We start from the raw sequence: 20893 nt of genomic DNA, 5'->3' as shown, positions 1-20893 counted from the left end.
CCCGCGATCACGTCGGACCGCCCCTTTCCCGTCTGTTCGTCTTACGCCGTCATTACGCCATCAAATCAGGTCGGCTCTGGCCGGTGGAACGCTGACCGACTCAAGCGGCACGGACTAAATGGCTCGTATACGGCTCGTATACGCCCGCACCGGGCATCTGCCGGAGTCAGTCCCGGGCGTAGAAGGGCCGGACGGTCTCCAGCATCCAGTCGGCCACCGGGTCCTGGGCCACGTCGAGCAGGATCAGATGGACCGGCCAGGGCAGCGGCGCGGCGCCCAGCGCCCGGCCGAGCGCGTCCATGGCGGCGGCGCGGTCGCTCTCCTGCCAGCCGTCCAGCTCGACGCCGACGAAGAGCGCGGGGGGCTCCTCCTCGACCGCGGCCATGGCGCGGCGGGCGCTCAGCACCACGGGGGTGACGGCGTACTCGGCGGCGGCGATGGCCAGGAAGTCGACCGGCTCCTCGTCCGGCGCGGGCTCCCACAGCCGCACCCGGGCCCCGCCGGGGACCTGCTCCCCGAACGCCCCGGGCGGCCGGGACCCGCGGCACAGCTCGGCGACCGCGGCGGGCGGCAGCGGCACCCCCACGGCCCCGCCGGGGTTGACGGCGATACCGACCATCGGGGGCAGGCCGCGGGCGAAGTCGCGGACCGGCGCGACCGTGCAGGACATGCCCTCGGCGGCGAGCCGGTACTGCTGCTCCGAGCTGAAGACGGGCACATAGGGCGCGCCGCCCAGCTCCACGGTGGGCAGGTCGAGGTCGGTGGACGCGGCCGATCCGCCGTTGGGCAGCGGCACCCACACGTGGGAGCGGCCGAGTACCTCCAGCAGCCGGGGGGTCGCGGCGGGATTGCCGAGGCTGGCCGCGAGCACCTCCTCCAGCTCGTTCGCCGGCCATATGTACGGTGCCGGATTGTCCATGTCCATCCTCGTCCGCGCTGTGTGCCGCCGTCGGCGGCACCCGTTGCCTGCCCGGAAACCCTATCGGCTGGCCGCCACGCCCGCCCGGGCATGCGATGATGGCGGCGCGTACCGTCGGCGGGAAGGGCGTGACCTGCGCCGACGGCACGAGCAGCACCCACAATTCGCATAGCGGCCGTTTGGAGGCCGCGCGGGAGAGTTCCGCCCCACCGGACGACGGCGGGGGCCGGGCGCCGAAGGAGCAAGTCCTCCCTTGAATCTCTCAGGCACAGATACCGCGCGGACGAGGCAGATCTGAAAAGCGGGCGGGCCGCGTTCACCGGTCCCGCCCCACCCAAGGTGCAAGCCGGGGCCCGCAGGGTCACGGTGAACCTCTCAGGTTCCGATGACAGATGGGGAGGCCGGGGTCAGCCCCGGCCGGCAGTCCACGACCCGTCCGCCGCTTTTGGGAGCACCTTCGATGAGCGCAGCACCGAGCCCTTCCCCCGCCGCACCGCGCCGCACCGCGCTCGACGCGGTCCACCGCGCGCTGGGCGCCACCATGACCGACTTCGCCGGCTGGGACATGCCGCTGCGGTACGGCAGCGAGCGCGAGGAGCACCAGGCGGTGCGCACCGCCGCCGGGCTCTTCGACCTCTCCCACATGGGCGAGATCACCGTGACCGGCCCGCAGGCCGGGCAGGCGCTGGACCACGCCCTGGTGGGCCACCTGTCGGCCCTCGCGGTCGGCCGGGCCCGCTACACGATGGTGTGTGCCCCGGACGGCGGCATCCTGGACGACCTGATCGTCTACCGGCTCGGCGAGGAGCGCTACCTCGTCGTGGCCAACGCCTCCAACGCCCAGACGGTGCTGGACACCCTCGCGCTGCGGGCGGCGGACTTCGACGCGACCGTGGCCGACGACCGGGAGGCGTACGCGCTGCTCGCCGTGCAGGGCCCCGAGGCGCCCGGCATCGTCGGGTCGCTGACCGACGCGGATCTGCCGGGCCTGCGCTACTACGCGGGGCTGCCGGGCACGGTCGCGGAGGTGCCGGCGCTGATCGCGCGCACCGGCTACACCGGCGAGGACGGCTTCGAGCTCTTCGTGGCGCCCGCGGACGCCGAGAAGCTGTGGGCGGCGCTGCTGGCGGCCGGGGCGGAGGCCGGGCTCGTGCCGTGCGGCCTGTCCTGCCGCGACACGCTGCGCCTGGAAGCCGGTATGCCGCTGTACGGGCACGAGCTGACGGCGAACGTGACGCCTTTCGACGCCGGGCTCGGGCGCGTCGTGAAGTTCGACAAGCCGGGCGACTTCGTCGGCCGCGAGGCGCTGCTCGCCGCGGCGGCACGCGCCGCCGAGCAGCCGCCGCGCACGCTCGTCGGGCTGGTCGCCGAGGGCCGCCGGGTGCCGCGCGCGGGCTACACCGTCACCGGCCCGGACGGCGCGGTCGTCGGCGAGGTGACCTCGGGAGCCCCGTCGCCGACGCTCGGGGCGCCCATCGCGATGGCGTACGTCGACGAGTCCGCCGCCGCGCCCGGCACGCCGGACATCGCCGTCGACATCCGGGGCAGCCGGGAGCCGTACCGGGTCGTGGCACTGCCCTTCTACCGCCGCGAGCGCTGAGCCGGCGGGTGACGAGAGTTATCCACAGGCTGCCGCGCCGCCTCCACCAGCAACCCTTCGTATCCGGGAGAATTCCGTCATGAGCATCAATCCTGAGCACCTGCGCTACAGCAAGGAGCACGAGTGGGTCTCGCCCGCCGAGGGCGGGGTGTCCACCGTGGGCATCACCTCGCACGCCGCCGACGCGCTCGGTGACGTCGTCTTCGTCCAGCTGCCCGAGGCGGGGGCGACGGTCACCGCGGGCGAGACCTGCGGTGAACTGGAGTCCACCAAGTCCGTGAGCGAGCTGTACGCCCCGGTGTCCGGCGAGGTCACCGAGGTCAACCAGGACGTGGCCGACGATCCCTCGCTGGTCAACTCCGCGCCCTTCGAGGGCGGCTGGCTGTTCAAGGTGCGGGTCGCCGACGAGGACGCGGAGCTGCTCACCGCTGCCGAGTACGACGACTTCACCGCGGCCTGAGCCGTCGCCCCCACCCCGTACCCGAGGGAAGATCCCATGTCGCTCCTGAACCAGTCACTGCACGATTTCGACCCCGAGGTCGCCGCCGAGGTCGACGCCGAGCTGCGCCGCCAGCAGTCCACCCTGGAAATGATCGCGTCGGAGAATTTCGCGCCCGTCGCGGTCCTCGAAGCCCAGGGCTCGGTGCTGACCAACAAGTACGCCGAGGGCTATCCCGGGCGCCGCTACTACGGCGGCTGCGAGCACGTCGACGTCATCGAGCAGCTGGCGATCGACCGGATCAAGGCGCTCTTCGGCGCCGAGGCCGCGAACGTCCAGCCGCACTCGGGTGCCCAGGCGAACGCCGCCGCGATGTTCGCCCTGCTCAAGCCGGGCGACACGATCCTCGGCCTGGATCTGGCGCACGGCGGGCACCTGACCCACGGCATGAAGATCAACTTCTCCGGCAAGCTCTACAAGGTCGCCGCCTACCACGTCGACGCCGAGACCGGCCGGGTCGACATGGACGAGGTGGAGCGGCTGGCCAAGGAGCACCGGCCGCAGCTGATCATCGCCGGCTGGTCGGCGTATCCGCGGCAGCTGGACTTCGCGGCCTTCCGGCGGATCGCGGACGGGGTCGGCGCGTACCTCATGGTCGACATGGCGCATTTCGCCGGGCTGGTCGCGGCGGGGCTGCACCCCTCGCCCGTCCCGCACGCGCACGTCGTGACGACCACGACGCACAAGACGCTCGGCGGTCCGCGCGGCGGCGTGATCCTGTCCACCGCCGACCTGGCCAAGAAGATCAACTCCGCGGTCTTCCCCGGCCAGCAGGGCGGCCCGCTGGAGCATGTGATCGCCGCCAAGGCGGTGGCCTTCAAGGCCGCGGCGACCGAGGAGTTCCGCGGCCGCCAGGCACGTACGCTGGAGGGTGCGGTCATCCTCGCCGAGCGGCTGGGCCGGGAGGATCTCGCGGCGGTCGGCGTCAAGGTGCTGTCCGGCGGCACGGACGTCCACCTGGTGCTGGTCGACCTGCGCGACTCCGCCCTCGACGGGCAGCAGGCCGAGGACCGGCTGCACGACGTCGGCATCACGGTCAACCGCAACGCGATCCCGAACGACCCGCGCCCGCCGATGGTCACCTCGGGGCTGCGGATCGGCACCCCGGCGCTGGCCACCCGCGGCTTCGACGCCGACGCCTTCCGGGAGGTGGCCGACATCATCGCGGCCGCCCTCCAGCCGGTCTTCGACGCCGACAGCCTGCGGGGCAGGGTGAGCGCGCTCGCCGAGCGCTTCCCGCTCTACCCCGGGCTCGGCGCCTGACCGCCCGCGGCCGCGGGGCCCACCCGCCCCGCGGCCGCGGACCCGTACCACCCGGCAGCAGCCCGCGGACAACGGCGTCCGCGGTGACCAGGGAGCACACGAATGGCCATCTCCGTATTCGACCTCTTCTCCATCGGCATAGGCCCCTCCAGTTCGCACACGGTGGGCCCGATGCGCGCTGCCCGGATGTTCGCGCAGCGGCTGAAGAACGAGGACCTGCTCACCGCGACCGCCGGCGTCCGGGCGGAGCTGTTCGGGTCGCTCGGTGCGACCGGCCACGGGCACGGCACCCCCAAGGCGGTGCTGCTGGGCCTGGCCGGCCACTCCCCGCGCACGGTCGACGTCGAGACCGCCGACGACGAGGTGGCCGCCGTGCACACCACCCGGCGGCTCGCGCTGCTCGGCGCGCACGAAGTGCCCTTCGACCCGGCGGCCGACCTGGTGCTGCACCGCCGCCGCTCGCTGCCCTACCACGCCAACGGCATGACGCTCACCGCCCGCGGGCACAGCGGTGAGGTGCTGCTCGCCAAGACGTACTACAGCGTCGGCGGCGGCTTCGTCGTCGACGAGGACGCGGTCGGCGCCGACCGCATCAAGCTCGACGACACGGTGCTGCGCCACCCCTTCCGCACCGGCGACGAACTGCTGCAGCGCTCCCGCGAGACCGGCCTGTCGATCTCCGCGCTGATGCTGGAGAACGAGAAGGCCTGGCGCACAGAGGCCGAGATCCGCACCGGCCTGCTGGAGATCTGGCACGTCATGCAGAGCTGCGTGGACCGGGGCCTGTCCCGCGAGGGCATACTCCCCGGCGGCCTGAAGGTGCGCCGCCGCGCGGCGGTCTCGGCCCGCCAGCTGCGCGCGGAGGGCGACCCGGCCGCGCACGCCACCGAGTGGCTGACCCTCTACGCGATGGCGGTCAACGAGGAGAACGCCGCGGGCGGCCGCGTCGTCACCGCCCCCACCAACGGCGCCGCCGGCATCATCCCGGCCGTCCTGCACTACTACCAGCGCTTCGTCCCCGGCGCCGACGACGACGGCATCGTCCGCTTCCTCCTCGCGGCGGGCGCCATCGGCATGCTCTTCAAGGAGAACGCCTCGATCTCCGGCGCCGAGGTCGGCTGCCAGGGCGAGGTGGGCTCCGCCTGCTCCATGGCCGCGGGCGGCCTCGCCGAGATCCTCGGCGGCACCCCGGAACAGGTCGAGAACGCCGCGGAGATCGGCATGGAGCACAACCTCGGCCTGACCTGCGACCCGATCGGCGGCCTCGTCCAGATCCCCTGCATCGAGCGCAACGGCATGGCGGCGGTCAAGGCCGTGACGGCGGCGAAGATGGCGATGCGCGGCGACGGCCGCCACCATGTGTCCCTCGACAAGGTCATCCGCACGATGAAGCAGACCGGCGCCGACATGAAAGTCAAATATAAGGAGACCGCCCGCGGCGGCCTCGCCGTCAACGTCATCGAGTGCTGAGCGCACACCGCCGTACATGACGACCGAGCACGAGTCCCGTGGCTGATCCGGCCGCGTCGGACGAGCAGCTGGCCGAGGTCTCCGGACAGACCGTCTCCGCCATCACCGACCAGGTGATGGAGGGCGTGGCCGAATGGCAGGACCGGCCGCTCGAGCGCCATCGTGCAAACGTGCACCGTCCACCTCCTGCACAGCAGTTTCCGCTACGCGGCCCGCCAGGACTGGGACAGGATCGCCAAGGCGCTCGAGCCCGTCTGCACCGCACCGAACGAGGGCGCGGCAGCCGAATGCTTCGGAGAGTTCCAGGGCTGCCGCCCCCGGCACGCAGGCCCAGCACGCCGTCGTCACCGACAGGACCACCGCGCTCGTCACCCTGGGCGTGCCCCGGGCGGACGCGCCGTCAGTCCGCCGTTTCCGCGAGGAGCCGGACCGCCTCCTCCTCGGACAGTGCGTCCAGCTCCGCCAGCAGCCGGTCCTCCAGGGCCCGCGCCACGCCCGCCACCGTGCCTTGGTCGAAGAGGGTGCGGATGGGCAGCTCGACCTCGGTCGCGGTACGGATCCGGGCGACCACCCCGACCGCGAGCAGCGAGTGGCCGCCCAGCGCGAAGAAGTCGTCCAGCGCGCCCACCGCCGGGAGGCCCAGCACCTCCGCGTAGATCCCGGCCACCAGCCGCTCGGTGTCGGTGCGCGGCGCGACGTCCTGCCCGGAGCGGACCGGCGCGGGCAGTGCCGCGCGGTCCAGTTTGCCGTTCGGCGTGAGCGGCAGCGCCGCCAACTCCACCCAGATGTCGGGCACCAGATGCGGCGGCAGGACCGCGCGCAGTTCGTCCGGCAGGGTGCCGGCGGGGCCGACGGTGTAGCCGGCCAGGGTCTCGCCGTGCACCGCGACGGCGCCGCGACCGCCGAGCCTGGCCTCGATCTCGCCCGGCTCGATACGGAAGCCGCGCAGCTTGACCTGCTCGTCGAACCGGCCGAGGAACTCCAGGTCGCCGTCCGGGCGCAGCCGGGCCCGGTCGCCGGTGCGGTACAGCCGCTCGCCGTCGACCCGCACGAACCGCTCCGCGGTCAGCTCGGGCCGCCCCAGGTAGCCGTCGGCCAGGCCCGCCCCGCCGACGCACAGCTCACCCGGTGTGCCGGGCGGCACCGGCTCGCCGTGCGGGCCGCGCAGCAGCACCCGGGTGCCGCTGAGGGGCCGTCCGATCGGCGGCGGGCCCGGCGCGGTGGGCTCGCCGGTGAGGTCGGCGGCGGTGCAGACGACGGTCGCCTCGGTCGGGCCGTACGTGTTGACAAGCCGCACCCGGTCGCCGAACCGTTCGCGCCAGCGGGCGACCGCGGCCTCGTGCACCTGCTCGCCGCCGAGGATGACCAGCCGCAGGGTGTCGGGCCACGGGACGTCGTCGATGCTCTCGACGAGGTGGTGCCAGTACGCGGTCGGCAGGTCGAGGACCGTGACACCGTCGAGGTGCTCGGGCAGCGTGACCGCGCCGTCGGGGAGCAGCTCCAGCCGGGCGCCGGAGGCGAGCGTCGGGAAGATCTCCTCGGCGTGGGTGTCGAAGCTCAGCGCCGCGAACTGCACGACCCGGTCGGTGGGCCGCAGCTCGTACGCCTCGCGCATCCAGGCGACGCGGGCCGCCAGCGCGCCGTGGCCGACCAGCACGCCCTTGGGCACGCCGGTGGAGCCCGAGGTGTAGATGACGTACGCGGCGCCGGCGGGGACCGCCGTGCCGCCGGGTACGGGGCGCGGGCCCTCGGGGGTGAGGACGGTGCGGGCGCCGCTGTCCCGCACCATGTGCGCGAGGCGCTGCTCGGGGTAGTCGGGGTCGAGCGGCAGGTAGGCACAGCCCGCACGCCAGACGGCGAGCAGCGCGGCGATCGCGTCCGGGCAGCGGCCGAACCGGACGCCGACCACCGCCCCGCCCGCCGGCAGTCCCTCCGCCAGCTCGGCCACCCGCGCGTCCAGCTCGGCGTACGTCAGCTGCTCCGCCCCGCAGCCGACGGCCACCCGGTCGGGGAACTCGCGCACCGCGCGGGCGAACAGCTCGGGAACGGCCGGCGTGGCGGCGAGCGGCGGGCCCTCCAGGGACGACGCGTCGTCGGGGCTGCCCGCGTCGAGGATCGGCAGCGCGGAGACCGGGCTGCCGGTGCTGCCGGGGAAGGCGCGCAGCAGGCGGGCGAACCGTTCGGTCAGCAGCTCCATCCGCCGCGCGCCGAACACCTCGGCGTCGTACACCAGCGACAGCCGCATCCCGGGCCCGTCGTGCCACGCCTCCAGCATCAGGTCGAACTTGGCCTGCTCGAAGCCCCCGTCGAGGTCGGTGGTGCGCAGCCCGGCGAAGTCGCCCTCGCCGTGCTCCTCGCCCTCGGTGTGCAGGATCGCCATGGTCTGGAACAGCGGGTTGCGTGCCGGGTCGCGGACCACGCGCAGCCGGGTTGCCAGCTCCTCGAAGGGGATGCCCTGGTGGGTGAAGGCATCCAGCACGTCGTCCCGGGTCCGGTCGAGGAGCTCGGCGACGGTGGGGTCGGCGGACAGGTCGCCGCGCAGCACCAGCACCTCCGTGAGGTAGCCGATGGCGGGCTCCAGCTCCAGCCGGTCCCGGCCGGCCGTCACGGTGCCGACGAGGACGTCCGTGTCGCCGGTGTGCCGGGACAGCAGCGCCTCGAACGCGGCGAGCAGCACCATGAACATCGTGGCCCGGTGCTCGCGGCCCAGCCGGGTGAGGGCGGCGGTCTCCGCCGCGTCCAGCCGGAAGGCGGTCAGGGCGCCGCGGCGCCGGGGGACCGCGCCGCGCGGGCGGTCCTGCGGGAGGGCCAGCGGGGTGGGGTCGGCCAGCCGGCGGAGCCAGTGGTCGAGCGCGCCGCCGGTGTCCTGCTGCCGCAGCCACAGCGCGATGTCGCCGAACTGCACAGGCAGCGGCGGCAGTTCGCGCCCCGAGTAGAGGGCGGCGAGTTCCCGGTGCAGCAGTTCCAGCGACCAGCCGTCGCCGAGAATGTGGTGCATCACCACGCACAGCACGTGCTCCTGCCCGCCCGTACCGACCCGGATCAGCGCGGCGTGCCACGGGGGCGCCGCGCCGAGGTCGAACGGCGTGTTGGTACGCGCCCCGACCGCGGCGAGCGCGGCCTGCTCGTCGGCGGCGGCCAGCAGCTCGACCGGCACCGGCGCCGGTGGTACCACGACCGCGGCCGCCGCCCCGTCGACCTCCGGGAAGCTGGTGCGCAGGATCTCGTGCCGCGCGGCCACCCCGTCGAGCGCGCGGTGCAGCGCGGCCTCGTCCAGCGGGCCGCGGAACCGCTTGACCATCCACATGTTGTACGAGGCGTCGTCCGGGTCCAGCCGGTGCATGAACCACAGCCGCTCCTGCGCAGGGGACAGCGGCGCACGGGTGCCGGCGGGGCGCGGCACGGGGGCGGCGGTGGCGCCGGGCGCGGCCGACTCCACCAGCCGGGCCAGCTGTTCGACGGTCGGGTTGCGGAAGATGTCGGCGACCGGCACGCGCACACCGATCCGCGCCGAGAGCCGGGCGGTGAGCATGGCGGCGCGCAGCGAGTGGCCGCCGAGGGCGAAGAAGTCGTCGTCGGCGTGCACCGCGCCGACCTCCAGGACCTCGCCGAGGAGTTCGGCGACCAGGCGCTCTGCGGGGGTGCCCGGCGGCCGGCCGCCGCCGGCCGGCTCGTCGCCGGCGGACGGCAGCGCCTTGCGGTCCACCTTGCCGTTGGGCGTGAGCGGCAGGGCGTCCAGCAGGACGTAGCGGGCGGGCACCAGGTAGCCGGGGAGCAGCCCGGCGAGGTGCGCGCGCAACCGCTCGCCCGAGGTCCCGGCGCCCGGATCCGAGCCGGCGACCCAGTACGCCACCAGGCTCTCGTCCCGCACCACGACCGCGGCCTGCCGCACCCCCGGGTACGACTCCAGGGCGGCGGCGACCTCGCCCGGCTCGATGCGGTGGCCGAGCAGCTTGACCTGGTCGTCGGAGCGCCCGAAGAACTCCAGGGTGCCGTCGGCGAGCCGGCGTACGACGTCGCCGGTGCGGTAGACGCGCTCGCCCTCCCGCTCGACGAAGCGCTCGGCGGTCAGGTCGGGGCGGCCGTGGTAGCCGTCGGCCACCCCGGCGCCGCCGATGAGGAGTTCGCCGGGGACGCCGACGGGCGCGGTGGCGCCGAGCGGATCGACGACGTGCACGGTGGTGTTGGCGAGGGGGGAGCCGATGGTGACCCGCACGGGGTTCTCCGGCACCTCCCACACGGTGGACCAGACGGTGGTCTCGGTGGGCCCGTAGACGTTCAGCAGCCGCCGGGCGCGCGCCCGCAGCTCCTGGGCCAGCTTCAGCGGCAGCGGCTCCCCGCCGGACAGCGCGGTCACCGGGGGAAGGTCACCGGTGAGCAGCACCCGCCAGCCGGACGGCGTGGCCTGGACGTGGGTGACGCCCGCGGCGCGCACCAGGGCCGCCAGCGCGTGCCCGTCCCGGGAGGCCGCGGCGTCCGCGACGACCACCCGGCCGCCGGTGACGAGCGGCAGGAACAGCTCCAGGGCGGAGATGTCGAACGACAGCGAGGTCAGCGCCAGCCACCGGTCCTCCGCCGTGGACCCCAGCACCTCCCGCATGGCGAACAGCAGGTTGGCGAGCGCCCGGTGCGGGACCACCACGCCCTTGGGGTTCCCCGTGGACCCGGAGGTGTACAGGACGTAGGCGGCGTCGTCGGGCCCCGGGCGGTGTACCGGCGACAGTGCCGCGTCGTCGTCCGGCGCGCCCGCGCCGCCCGCGCCGCCCGTGTCATCCGCGCCGTCGAGCAGCCGGTCGACGTCGGCGTCGGTCAGCGCGGGCGCCGCCCCGCTGTCCCGCACGACGTGGGCCACCCGCGCCTCGGGGTACTCCGGGTCGATCGGCACGTAGGCCGCGCCGGTCATCGCCACGCCGAGCAGCGCGACGACCGTGCGGGCGCGGCGGGAGCCGAGGACGGCGACCCGTGAGCCGCGGCCCACCCCGTCCCGCCGCAGCGCGGAGGCGAGGCGGGCCGCGCCGGCGACGAGGCCGCGGTACGTCAGCACGTCCGTGCCGCACACCACGGCGACCGCGCCGGGAGCGGCCGCGGCGCGGGCCAGCACCAGGTCGACGAGGGTCCCGGGCGGCGGCTCCGCGGCGGGGCCGTTCCAGGACCGCAGCAGGGCGCGTTCGGCGGGCGGCAGCAGGTCGAGGCGGCCGACCCGCTGCCCGGGGTCGGCCACGATCGACGTCAGCAGCTGCCGGTAGCGGTGGGCGATGCGCTCGGCGGTCCCGGCGTCGAACAGGTCGGTGCTGCGGATGAACATCGCCTGGAGCGAGCCGTCCGGCTGCTCGTACAGGTCGAGGGACAGGTCGCACCGGGCCGAGTGCCAGCCCAGCGGGTAAGGCTCGCTGGCGACCCCGGGCAGCGGGTCAGCGACGTGGTTCTGGCTGTGCAGCGAGAACAGCGCCTGGAACAGCGGCGTCCTGCTGAGGTCGCGCTCCACGTCGAGGGCCTGGACCAGGCGCTCGAACGGCACATCCGGGTGCGAGAGGGCGCCCAGCACCTCACGCCGGGTGGCGCGCAGCAGGTCGGTGAAGGCGGGGTCGGCGGACAGGTCGCAGCGGGTCACCAGCGTGGTCGTCAGGAAGCCGACGACGCGGGCGAGTTCCGGCCTGGCGCGGGTCGCGGCGGGGGTGCCCACGCAGAACTCCGGCTGCCCGGAGTGCCGGGAGAGCAGCACGTGGTAGGCGGCGAGCAGCACCATGAAGGGCGTGCAGCGGGCTCGGCGGGCCAGCTCGTGCACGCCGGCCACCAGCTCGGCCGGCAGCTCGATCCACACGTCGGCGCCGGCGGAGGTGCGCTCGGCGGGGCGCGGCCGGTCCGTCGGCAGTTCCAGGTCGGGGACGCCCGCGAGCCGTTCGACCCACCAGCCGAGGTCGGCGGGCTCCTCGTCGGCGGCGGCCAGCTCGCTGAACTGGAGCGGCGGGGGCGGCAGCGGGCGGCCCGCGTAGTGGTCGGCCACCTCGTCCCAGATGATGTTCAACGACAGGCCGTCGCCGTTGATGTGATGCATGACCAGGCACAGCACGAGGTCGTCCGGCGCCGTCCGCACCAGCGTCACCCGGAACGGCGGTTCCGCGAGGAGGTCGAACCGCCGGTCGGCGCACGCGGTGAGGATCCGGACGGCGTCCTCGGGGGTGGCCGGGTCGATCAGCTCCACGGTGACCGGGGCCGGGGCCTCGACGATCGCCCGCGGCTGCCCGTCCGACTCGGCGTACCGGGTGCGCAGCGCGTCATGACGTGCCACGACGGCGCTGAACGCCGCCTCCAGTGCGGGCAGATCGGGCTCGCTGCGCAGCCGGTAGGCGTAGACGATGTTGTTGACCGGATCGTCCGGGTCGAACTGGTGGAGGAACCACAGGCGTTGCTGGCCGACCGAGAGCGGTCCGCTCCGCACCGGCTCCGACGTGCGCTCCTGCATGGCCTCTTCCCCCGTTGCCGTGCACCAGCCGCGGGCGGCCGTCCACCTGTCCGGGCGCTCATACCAGCAGCCGCCGGTCCCCGCGGTCAAGGGCGTCAAGGCCCATTGACACCCCGATCGGACGGCTGGAAAACTGACGCCCGCTTACCGTCCCGATTGGTACATACCACTCGTCTCCGCCGTTACCGCCATGCACCCGCCGTTCCCGGACGGCATGGCGCCCCCACCGAGAGAGCGAGCACCTCCGTGACCGACGACGTGGCTGCCGGGGACCGTCCGGCGCGCCGTCGCACGCTCGCGTTCGGGCCCGCCGTCCCGCGCGACACCGCGACCGGCGCGGCGCCCCGCTCGGCCGGCATCTCCGCGACCGGCCCGCTGACCTGGGGCCAGGAGTACATGCGCACCCTCATGGAGGAGATGAGCCCGCAGAACGACCCGTTGAACGAGCGGTTCTCGCTGACGCTGCGGGCCGGCCTCACCGAGGACGAGGTCCTCGACGCGCTGGCCGACCTGCTGGACAGCTACGAGGCGCTGCGCACCACCTACACGGTCACCCCCGAAGGACCCGCGCAGCAGGTGTGGGAGAGCGGCCGGCTGGACGTCGAGGTACTCGACGCCACCGCCACCACCGCCGCCGAGACCACCTCGCGGGCCATGGACGCGCTCGGCGGCCGGGAGTTCGACATCGCCGGGGAGTGGCCGCTGCGCCTCGCGCTCGTCACGGTCGACGGCGCGCCCCGGCACATCGCCTTCGTCCTGTGCCACCTCGCCGCGGACTTCGCGGGCATCGTGTCGATCTTGTACCACCTGCAGGTGCTGGCCTCCCGGCCGCCGGACCCGGGCCACGTCCCGCCGAGCCGGTACCGGATGCTGGACGAGGCGGCCTGGGAGCGCTCGCCGGCGGGCGTCCGCGCGGGCACGCGCGCCGTCGCGCACCACGAGCGGACGTACTCCGCCATGCCGCGGACCATGCTGTTCCGCCCGGTCGCCGACGTGGAGCGGCCCCGCTACCGCTACCTCACCTTCAACTCGTGGGCCCTGGCCATGGCCCTGCCCGCGCTCGCCGCCCGGTACCGCACGAGCCCGGCCACCGTGCTGTGGGCGGGCTTCGCCGCGGTCACCGGGTTCGTCGCGGACCTGCCGCACGCCTTCCTCGCACTGACCGTCGGCAACCGCACGAAGCCCCGGCTGAGCGGCGCCGTCGGCATGTTCAACCAGGACGCCCCGGCCTGGGTCGACCTCACGGACGCCTCGATCGGCGACGTCGTCCGCCGCGCCACCCCGGTGGTCTTCCAGGCCGGCCGCTTCGGGGCCTACCCGCCGGCCGACCTGGTGGCGGCCAGGCAGCGGGTCGAGCACCGGCGCGGCATCGTGCTCGACCTGTCCTGCTCGCTCAACTTCCGGGAGACAGCCGCGCCGCTCGGCCCCGTCCACGAGATGCCCACCGCCGCCGAGCTGGCCCGGGCCGAGGCGCGCACCCGGTGGGGGTGGGTCGACGGCACCGACAACAGCACCAGCTCGTACTTCGTCTTCGCCGACAGCCGGCCCAAGCGGCTCACCCTGTCCATGACGATCGACTCCGCGCTGCTGCCCCCGGACGAGGCGGTCGGCCGGCTGCGCGCGATGGAGCGCGTGCTGTGCGCCTCCGTCACGGAGGACTTCGGCGTCGCCGACATCGGCGCGCGCACCGGCCTGGCGCCGGACGCGCGGGACGCCGACTGGTGCCTGACCGAGAGCGGCTGGGCCCACGTCCCGGGCGTGGCGGACCTGGTGCGCCGGGCCGCGGGCACCCCGCAGGCGGCCGTGCTCCCCGTCCCCTCCGCGGCGGGCACGCGGCTCGTCGCCCACCTCGACGGCGCCCGCGGCGGCCTCGACCCGTCCCGGCTGCACGAGGCGTGCCTGGCCGCACTCCCCGCCCTGCCGCAGGTACGGACGGTCCTCGCCCCTGCCGAGTACGTGGTCCACGCGGGCGCGCCGGCCCGCCTCACCGACCCGGCGGCGTGGCAGGCACTCCCCGTGCTCGGGCGGGGCACCGGCCGCACGGACGCCGCACAGCGCCCTCAGGCGGCGGTCTCCCGGGCCTCGTGACGCCGCCCCGCCGGGGTCGCGGCCGCCCGCCGTCCGTACCGGCGCTGCGGCAGAAAGCCGGTCGAACCCACGTATCGCCCCCAGGAAGCGTCGCGAGTACGGATGCCCTCACCGGCGCCGAGATGCGGGCGAGCTTCGTCAACTGCTCCAAGGGCGAGGCCGGGCGCGTCGACCTCCCCCGGGACCTGGCCCGGCCACCGCCCTTGCGACGGTCCTCCAGCTCGTCGAATCCGCCCAGGCCCGCCGGCGAGCGGTCACCGCACCGCACCTCGCCGTCCTCGTCCGGGCCGGCGCCCACTTCGAGAACGGCGTCCCCACCGAGCGGAATCGGACCACGGCGGCTCGACCGCCCCTTTCACCTGTCGCGCGCCAGGAGAGAAGGTCCAGCACATGCCCGAACCCACCGCCCCGCTCACACCGCGGCCGCGAAGGCATCGGTCGACGCCGCGCCGAAGTGGTGCGGGTGGTTCAGCAGGAGTGTGCCCGAGGTCTACGCGCGTCACCAGATCCCGGCCATCGCCCGCAACTCCGGGGCGGGGTCACCGCGCGTCAGAGTTTGGCCACAGCGCTCCGCTGGGTAGTGGTCCGTCCGGACATTCGGCTCCCCCGGCCCGCACTTCAGCATCAGCACGAGGGACCCTGTCGCCCAAGGCCAGGCACCTGCCATTACGACGGCAAGAACGACAGAGGAAATGCGCATCAGGAAGGAAAGAATTGAGCACATCTGGCAGATTGCCTGTATCGGTTCTCACCGTCACCCGACGGACAACAACCCTCCCGCGGTGCCTGTCCTCCGTCGCGAGGCAGGACTACAGCGGTCCCTTCGAGCACCTCATCGTCATCGACGACCGACCCGAGGTGCAGGAACTGCTGCGACGCACCGAGCAGCGACCGGGCACGGAGGTCGTCTACGCATCCCGGGGGCCGTCGGACGTCGACGGACCCGACCGGCTGGCGCGGCTCCGCAACCTGGCGGTGGCACGCGCACACAACCCGTTCGTCATCTTCCTGGACGACGACAATGCCTGGGAACCCGATCATTTGAGCTCCCTGAGCACGGCCATGGCCCGGCCGGGTGTCGACATCGCACACACAGAACGCATGATGTTCGTCGACGACGGCGCTCCCTACACCGTTCCCGAGTTCCCCTGGTCCCGCGACCCCCAGCAGCGCCGGGAGATCTATCAGACATACGCCGAGCTGGGCATCGTGACGCCCGGGAGCAATGTCTTCCGCGACCGGCTGCAGATGCCGTATTCCTGCGTCGATCTCGGCGAGTGGCTGCTGCCCCGGGAATTCCTGAAGGCGCACCCGTTCGAGCGGGTCTACTCACCCGAGGACTGGCAGACGATCGTGGTGGAGGACGCAAAGCTCGCCGGGGAGATCAAGGACTCAGGACTCGCGGTGGAGTCCACACACCGCCCGACGCTCCACTACTACCTCGGCGGGTACTCCAACAACTTCTCGGAAGGCGCGCCGATCTACTGGCAGCGCCCCGACGAGACCGTGTGACCGCCATCCCCGGGGAGGGACATGCCGACGCGCCGCGCCGTGACGGCCGGGCGGGCACCTGGCTCTTGGAGCGGCCCGCGTACCGGTGCACGTAGATCTCGACGACGTCGACCGCGGTGAACGTTCTCCCTGCCGTCCGGTGCGTCCGTCGGCCTCGCGGCTCGCAGGTCGAGGGACCGCGGTCAAGGTCCTTCGGCAGGACAGCACGGTGTGGGCGGACGTCCGCCACAGCCTGCCCGACACCTCCCGCGACCTCGTGCACAGCACCTTGCGGCAGCGGGGCTTCAACCTCGTCAGCCCCGACGCGCTCCCGCCGGGCCGGCGCACAAGGCCGACCTCGCCGGAGCCGAGCGACTGGCCGGGCACTTCGTCGCCGTGTCCGTGGACGAGTCACCCGGCTACGCACCACCCGTTCAGAGGTCGGAGTCGTCGTCCCCCCACTGGTCGAGGAGGGTCTCGTAGTCCTGTGCCGCGGGGGCGGGAGTCGCCGTGGACAGGGACTGCTCGGTCCAGATGATCTTTCCGCGGTTGAGATAGCGCGTACCCCAGCGGTTGGCGAACTGCGCCACCAGGAACAGGCCCCGCCCGCCTTCGTCGCTGTGCTTGGCCCGTCGCAGGTGCGGTGCGGTGCTGTTGCCGTCGGTGACTTCGCAGATCAGGGCGGCATGGCCGTAGATCAGGCGAAGCCGGGCGGGCGGGGAGCCGTAGCGGATGGCGTTGGTGACGAGCTCGCTGATGATCAGCCCCGCGGTGTAGGACAGGTTGTCCAGTCCCCAGAGTTCCAGCCGGTGAAGGGCCTCGGCGCGGATGCCGGAGACGGCGGCGGGGTCGGACGGCACGTCCCACTCGGCGATCCGCTCCGGGTCCATCAAATGGGTTCGTGTGACGAGAAGGGTGACGTCGTCGCTCGGTTGCGAGGCCGGTACCGTCTCCATGACCGCCCGGCAGATGTCCTCGGGGCTGCGGCCGGGTACGGCGAGTGCTCGGCGCAGCGTCTCCAGGCCGGTGCCGATGTCGCGGTGGCGGTCCTCGACCAGACCGTCGGTGAACAGGACGAGCCGGCTGCCCGCGGGCAGCTGGAGCTCGGTGGTCTCGAAGGGCAGGTTGCCGCCGAGGCCGAGGGGCGGCGACCCGGGGACGTCGGGGAAGGTGGCCGTGCCGTCCGGGCTTACCACGGCGGGCCCCGGGTGACCGGCACGCGCGAACGAGCACATCCCGTCGACCTGGTCGTAGACGGCGTAGAGGCAGGTGGCACCGGTGACGGCGGGCTCCGCGGGGTCGCTGCTCCCGGCCGCCTCCTCCTCGGTGTCCATCCGGGTGACGAGTTCGTCGAGGTGGGCGAGGAGTTCGTCGGGGGCGAGGTCGAGGGCGGAGAAGTTGTGCACGGCGGTGCGGAGCCTGCCCATCGTCACCGCGGCGTGCACCCCGTGCCCCACCACGTCGCCCACCACCAGTGCGCATCGGGCGCCGGAGAGCGGGATGACGTCGAACCAGTCCCCTCCTACTCCTGCCTTGGCGGGCAGGTACCGGTGGGCCACCTCCATGCCGGAGTGCTGCGGCAGCGATCGGGGCAGCAGGCTGCGCTGGAGCGTGACGGCCATGGTGTGCTCACGGGTGTAGCGCCGCGCGTTGTCCACGGCGACCGCCGCACGGGCGGCGAGTTCCTCGGCGAAGGCCAGGTCGTCGGTGTCGAAAGGCGGCTGGCCGGCCCGCCAGAAGTCGACGGTGCCGAGCACTCTGCCCCGGGCCTGGAGCGGCGCGGAGACCATCGAGCGGATGCCGAACTCCAGCACCCGGCGGGCACGCTCGGGGTCCAGAGCACGCCATTCCGCGGAGTCGGCGAGGTCGGCCAGGAGTTGCGCGCGCCCGGCGCGAATGCCGTCCGCCACCGGGCCGCCGGGCAGGAGACCGCTGACCTCTCCGGTGGGCAGCAGGGAGTGGTCGTCCCGTACGCCGGCGGTCGCGACCCGCGTCATCCCGGTGTCGGCCGGCGTCGGTTCGCCGCCCCGCAGAACGGGGTCGAGCAGCTCCACGGTGGCGAAGTCGGCGAACCGTGGCACAGCCACCTCCGCGAGTTCCTCGGCGGTGCGCACCACGCCGAGGGTGGTGCCGATCTGCACGCCGGCGTCGTAGAGGAGCTGGAGCCGGCCGTGGACGAGGTCGACCCGGGTGGACAGGTCACGGAGTTCGGTCGTGTCGCGCAGCGTCGCGACGCTGCCGGCCCGGCCTCCCGCGTCCGTGACGGGCCGCTGGCTGACGGACACCAGGCGGTCCCCGACCAGTTGCACCTCGTCGTTCGCCGGCCGGCCCGAGCCCAGCAGCTCGGCGATCCGCGGCGCCATGCCGACCTCGTGCACGAGGCGGTTGGCGACGTCCTCGTCCGCCAGGCCGAGGAGCCGCCGCGCCTCGTCGTTGACCAGCAGCAGCCGGCCGCCCTCTCCGACGATGACGACACCCTCCCGCACCGCGTGCAGAACCGCGTCGTGGTGCTCGTACATGCGCGTCATCCCGAGCGGCCCGAGACCGTGTGTCTGCGCGAGCAGCCGCCGGCTCACGAGAGCGGTGCCGCCGGCCGCGAGCGCGAGGGCCAGGGCCACCAGGCCCAGCAGGAAGGGCAACTGCCGTACAGCCATCTCGTTGACGTTGTGCAGCCTGATCCCCACGGAGACGAGCCCCACGACCCTGTGCCGCTCGTCGAACACCGCGACAGTGGTGTCGACGGCTTCCCCGAATCTCGTGCTGTCGAAGGTCTCCTGGAACGGCTTGCCGGACAGGGCCGGGGCGAACCTTCCCGACACGTGACCGCCGATCAGGGAGGGGTCGGGGTGGGACCAGCGGATGCCGTGCGGATCGAAGGCGACGATGTAGGTGACGTGGGCCTGCTTGCGTGCGGCCTCCGCACTCGGCTGGAGGAGCGCGCTGGGATCGCGGGACCGCATGGCCGCCCGGGTGCCCGGCGCGTTCGCGAACGTCTCGGAAACAGCCAGGGAGCGGTCGTAGGCCTCCCGCTTCGCCCGCTCGTGGGCGGTGTAGAGGAACGCGGCTGCCACCAGCACGGCCAGGACAGCCACCACCAGCAACTGCAGCACGAAGACCTGGCCGGCCAGGCTACGGGGACGCAGACGCGGTACCGCCCGCATTCGGCCAGGGACACGAGTCACACGCATGGACAAGTCTTAACCTGCACGATGTCGGCCATCAGCGAGTCAGGACCGGGCGTTCGGGTTGTCCTTGCGCCCCGCCTCCGTCCCGCAGCCGCGGGGCCCGCCCGGGGTTCCCGCCGGTGGGGATGACGGCCGGGGGCGTGCCGTGGCCGTCGGTGACCAGGTGGTGTTGCGCGCCGCGGGCGGGGCGCGGTCCGGCGGACCGGGTCGGAGCCCCGGGTCAGGTGGCCGGCAGGGACAGCGCCTTCCATCCCGCGTCGTCGGCCGCCAGCAGGCCGGCCAGTACGCCGGGTGCGGGCAGCGGGCCGTGGTCGGCGGCGACCCGCAGCGCCGCGCCCGCGGTGAGGTGCCCGAGCCGCAGCGCCCGTACGGCTCCCTCGCCGCGGTGCAGGGCGGCGAGGAAGCCCGCGGCGAAGGCGTCGCCCGCGCCGACCGGCTCCACGACGTCCACCGCGGGCGCGGGCACCGTGCAGGCGGTGTCCCCGTCGTAGGCGGTGGCGGCCCGCGGGCCGTCCTTGACCACCAGTGTCCGGGGCCCCGGCAGCAGCGCGCGGACGGCGGCGGGATCCGTCAGTTGCTCGCCCCACAGCGCCTGCGCCTCGTCGAGCCCGACGAAGACCACGTCGGCCCGGCCGGCGAGGTCCCGCAGCACGCCGGCGGCCTCCTGCCGGCCGCCGGGCCACAGCGCGGGCCGGTAGTTGACGTCGAAGCCGACCCGCAGCGGGCCGTCCAGCGCCTGTTCGACCAGCGCCCGGCAGGACGGGGACAGCGCCGCGGTGACGCCGGTCAGGTGCAGCAGCCACGCGCCGTCGACCGCCGGCCCCGCCAGCACCTCGGGGCCGAGCGCCGAGGCCGCGGAGCCCGCCCGGTAGTAGCGGACCGAGGTGCCCCCGGCACCGGGGTCCTTCACCAGCAGGCCCGTCGGGCGCGTCGGGTCGGTCCGCACCCCGCTGACGTCCACCCCGCAGCCGCCGACCTCGGCGAGCACCCGGGCGCCGAACGGGTCGTCACCGAGCGCCGACACCCAGCGCACCGGCACCCCGTGGTCGGCGAGGAACATCGCGGTGTTGGACTCCGCCCCCGCCACCGCGACGGCGAGCGCGCCGGCCGCGGCGAGCGGCCCCACGGGCTCGGGCACCAGCGCGACCATGGTCTCGCCGACGCACACGATCGGCCCGGCAGCGGTCATCGCCGCTCCTCCCCCGCGGTCACGGCGCCCACCGCGCCCAGGAACGCGCTGGCCCGGCCGCGCAGCGCGTCCAGGTCGCCGCCCGAGGGCGCGTCGCCCAGCAGCGGGCTGCCGACGCCGACCGCGACGGCTCCCGCCGCCAGGTACTCGCGGGCCGCCGGCGCGTCCACCCCGCCGACGGGCACGAACGGCACGTCGGGGAAAGGGGCGCGCAGCGCCCGCAGATAGCCGGGGCCGCCGGCCTGGGCGGCGGGGAAGATCTTGCAGCCCGCGGCGCCCATCCGTACCGCGGCGATCACGTCGGTCGGCGTCATCACCCCGGCGAGCACGGGCATGCCGAGCGCGACGGACGCGGTCACGCCCTCGGACAGGCCGGGGGTGACCGCGAAGGAGGCGCCGGCGCGCCGCGCGTCCCTGGCGTCCCGCTCGGTCAGTACGGTGCCGGCGCCGAGCAGCGCGTCGGGGCCGAGTTCCCTGCGGGCGGCGGCGATGGCGTCCAGCGCGCCGGCGCCGCTGAGGGAGATCTCGACGAGGACGACGCCCTCCTCCGCGAGGACGGCGACCGACCTCGCGGCGGCCTCGGGGTCGTCGCCCCTGACGATCGCGACGAGCCGGTGTGCGCGCAGGGCGGCGAGCAGGTCCACGTTCGGGCTTCCTTTCCGTGCGATGTGCGGAGTACGCGAAATTGCGTGGGTCACTTGGGGATCGGCGGCACGGGGGATACGC

Annotated in this window: 11 protein-coding genes and 1 riboswitch; of the genes, 6 read left to right on the top strand and 5 right to left on the bottom strand. The window is 74.1% G+C overall.

The features are described from left to right. Nucleotides 1-166: 166 nt before the first annotated feature. Nucleotides 167-919 carry an enhanced serine sensitivity protein SseB gene (locus tag ACH4SL_RS14210; RefSeq protein ID WP_398444952.1) on the bottom strand — a complete coding sequence of 251 codons (753 nt, stop codon included), beginning with the start codon at nt 917-919 and terminating at the stop codon, nt 167-169. A 181-nt stretch (nt 920-1100) separates the two neighbouring features. Further along, a riboswitch (glycine riboswitch) is annotated at nt 1101-1207 on the top strand. Nucleotides 1208-1379: 172 nt separating this feature from the next. Between ACH4SL_RS14210 and gcvT the strand changes: the two genes are divergently transcribed. From gcvT to ACH4SL_RS14190, 4 genes are all read left to right on the top strand, one after another. After that, a complete protein-coding gene (gene gcvT, locus ACH4SL_RS14205; protein WP_398444950.1) occupies nt 1380-2519 on the top strand; it encodes a glycine cleavage system aminomethyltransferase GcvT in 1140 nt (379 codons plus the stop codon). Nucleotides 2520-2598: 79 nt separating this feature from the next. Next, entirely contained in the window at nt 2599-2979 is a 381-nt protein-coding gene (gene gcvH, locus ACH4SL_RS14200) for a glycine cleavage system protein GcvH (RefSeq protein WP_398444947.1), read from the top strand. A gap of 36 nt (nt 2980-3015) precedes the next feature. Beyond that, a complete protein-coding gene (glyA, locus tag ACH4SL_RS14195) occupies nt 3016-4281 on the top strand; it encodes a serine hydroxymethyltransferase (protein ID WP_398444945.1) in 1266 nt (421 codons plus the stop codon). Nucleotides 4282-4383: 102 nt separating this feature from the next. Continuing rightward, on the top strand, nt 4384-5751 hold the full coding sequence (locus ACH4SL_RS14190) for an L-serine ammonia-lyase (protein ID WP_398444942.1): 1368 nt from the start codon (nt 4384-4386) through the stop codon (nt 5749-5751). A gap of 400 nt (nt 5752-6151) precedes the next feature. Here ACH4SL_RS14190 and ACH4SL_RS14185 read toward each other — a convergent pair whose 3' ends face one another. Beyond that, the gene (locus ACH4SL_RS14185) at nt 6152-12214 is read right to left on the bottom strand and encodes an amino acid adenylation domain-containing protein (RefSeq protein WP_398444940.1); all 6063 of its coding nucleotides are present in this window, start codon (nt 12212-12214) and stop codon (nt 6152-6154) included. A gap of 246 nt (nt 12215-12460) precedes the next feature. Between ACH4SL_RS14185 and ACH4SL_RS14180 the strand changes: the two genes are divergently transcribed. Together ACH4SL_RS14180 and ACH4SL_RS14175 are read left to right on the top strand one after the other, a co-directional pair. Further along, nucleotides 12461-14302: a condensation domain-containing protein gene (locus ACH4SL_RS14180; RefSeq protein ID WP_398444938.1), complete on the top strand. Its 1842-nt coding sequence runs from the start codon at nt 12461-12463 to the stop codon at nt 14300-14302. 732 nt (nt 14303-15034) lie between these two features. Next, on the top strand, nt 15035-15814 hold the full coding sequence (locus ACH4SL_RS14175) for a glycosyltransferase family 2 protein (protein ID WP_398444936.1): 780 nt from the start codon (nt 15035-15037) through the stop codon (nt 15812-15814). A gap of 413 nt (nt 15815-16227) precedes the next feature. Here ACH4SL_RS14175 and ACH4SL_RS14170 read toward each other — a convergent pair whose 3' ends face one another. The 3 genes from ACH4SL_RS14170 to ACH4SL_RS14160 all read right to left on the bottom strand — a co-directional run bounded on the left by ACH4SL_RS14170 (nt 16228) and on the right by ACH4SL_RS14160 (nt 20811). Next, the gene (locus tag ACH4SL_RS14170; RefSeq protein ID WP_398444934.1) at nt 16228-18954 is read right to left on the bottom strand and encodes a SpoIIE family protein phosphatase; all 2727 of its coding nucleotides are present in this window, start codon (nt 18952-18954) and stop codon (nt 16228-16230) included. Nucleotides 18955-19198: 244 nt separating this feature from the next. Next, nucleotides 19199-20167, bottom strand: coding sequence for a sugar kinase (locus ACH4SL_RS14165; protein ID WP_398444931.1), 969 nt, complete (start codon nt 20165-20167; stop codon nt 19199-19201). Beyond that, nucleotides 20164-20811 (bottom strand): bifunctional 4-hydroxy-2-oxoglutarate aldolase/2-dehydro-3-deoxy-phosphogluconate aldolase, encoded by a 648-nt coding sequence (locus ACH4SL_RS14160; protein WP_398444929.1) that lies wholly within the window; start codon nt 20809-20811, stop codon nt 20164-20166. Before ACH4SL_RS14160 ends, ACH4SL_RS14165 begins: the two co-directional genes overlap by 4 nt. Nucleotides 20812-20893 lie beyond the last annotated feature (82 nt).

The sequence above is a fragment of the Streptomyces sp. NPDC021020 genome (genome assembly GCF_044333285.1).
Classification (GTDB): domain Bacteria; phylum Actinomycetota; class Actinomycetes; order Streptomycetales; family Streptomycetaceae; genus Actinacidiphila.
The sequence above is the reverse complement of the archived record's forward strand: the minus strand, read 5'-3'. Positions and strand labels throughout refer to the sequence as shown.

What these genes read in the sequence shown, in the direction of transcription:
- glyA (WP_398444945.1), top strand. Translation starts at nt 3,016, where the DNA reads ATGTCGCTCCTGAACCAGTCACTGCACGATTTCGACCCCGAGGTCGCC.
- gcvH (WP_398444947.1), top strand. Translation starts at nt 2,599, where the DNA reads ATGAGCATCAATCCTGAGCACCTGCGCTACAGCAAGGAGCACGAGTGG.
- ACH4SL_RS14210 (WP_398444952.1), bottom strand. Translation starts at nt 919, where the DNA reads ATGGACAATCCGGCACCGTACATATGGCCGGCGAACGAGCTGGAGGAG.
- ACH4SL_RS14185 (WP_398444940.1), bottom strand. Translation starts at nt 12,214, where the DNA reads ATGCAGGAGCGCACGTCGGAGCCGGTGCGGAGCGGACCGCTCTCGGTC.
- ACH4SL_RS14190 (WP_398444942.1), top strand. Translation starts at nt 4,384, where the DNA reads ATGGCCATCTCCGTATTCGACCTCTTCTCCATCGGCATAGGCCCCTCC.
- ACH4SL_RS14165 (WP_398444931.1), bottom strand. Translation starts at nt 20,167, where the DNA reads ATGACCGCTGCCGGGCCGATCGTGTGCGTCGGCGAGACCATGGTCGCG.
- gcvT (WP_398444950.1), top strand. Translation starts at nt 1,380, where the DNA reads ATGAGCGCAGCACCGAGCCCTTCCCCCGCCGCACCGCGCCGCACCGCG.
- ACH4SL_RS14170 (WP_398444934.1), bottom strand. Translation starts at nt 18,954, where the DNA reads ATGCGGGCGGTACCGCGTCTGCGTCCCCGTAGCCTGGCCGGCCAGGTC.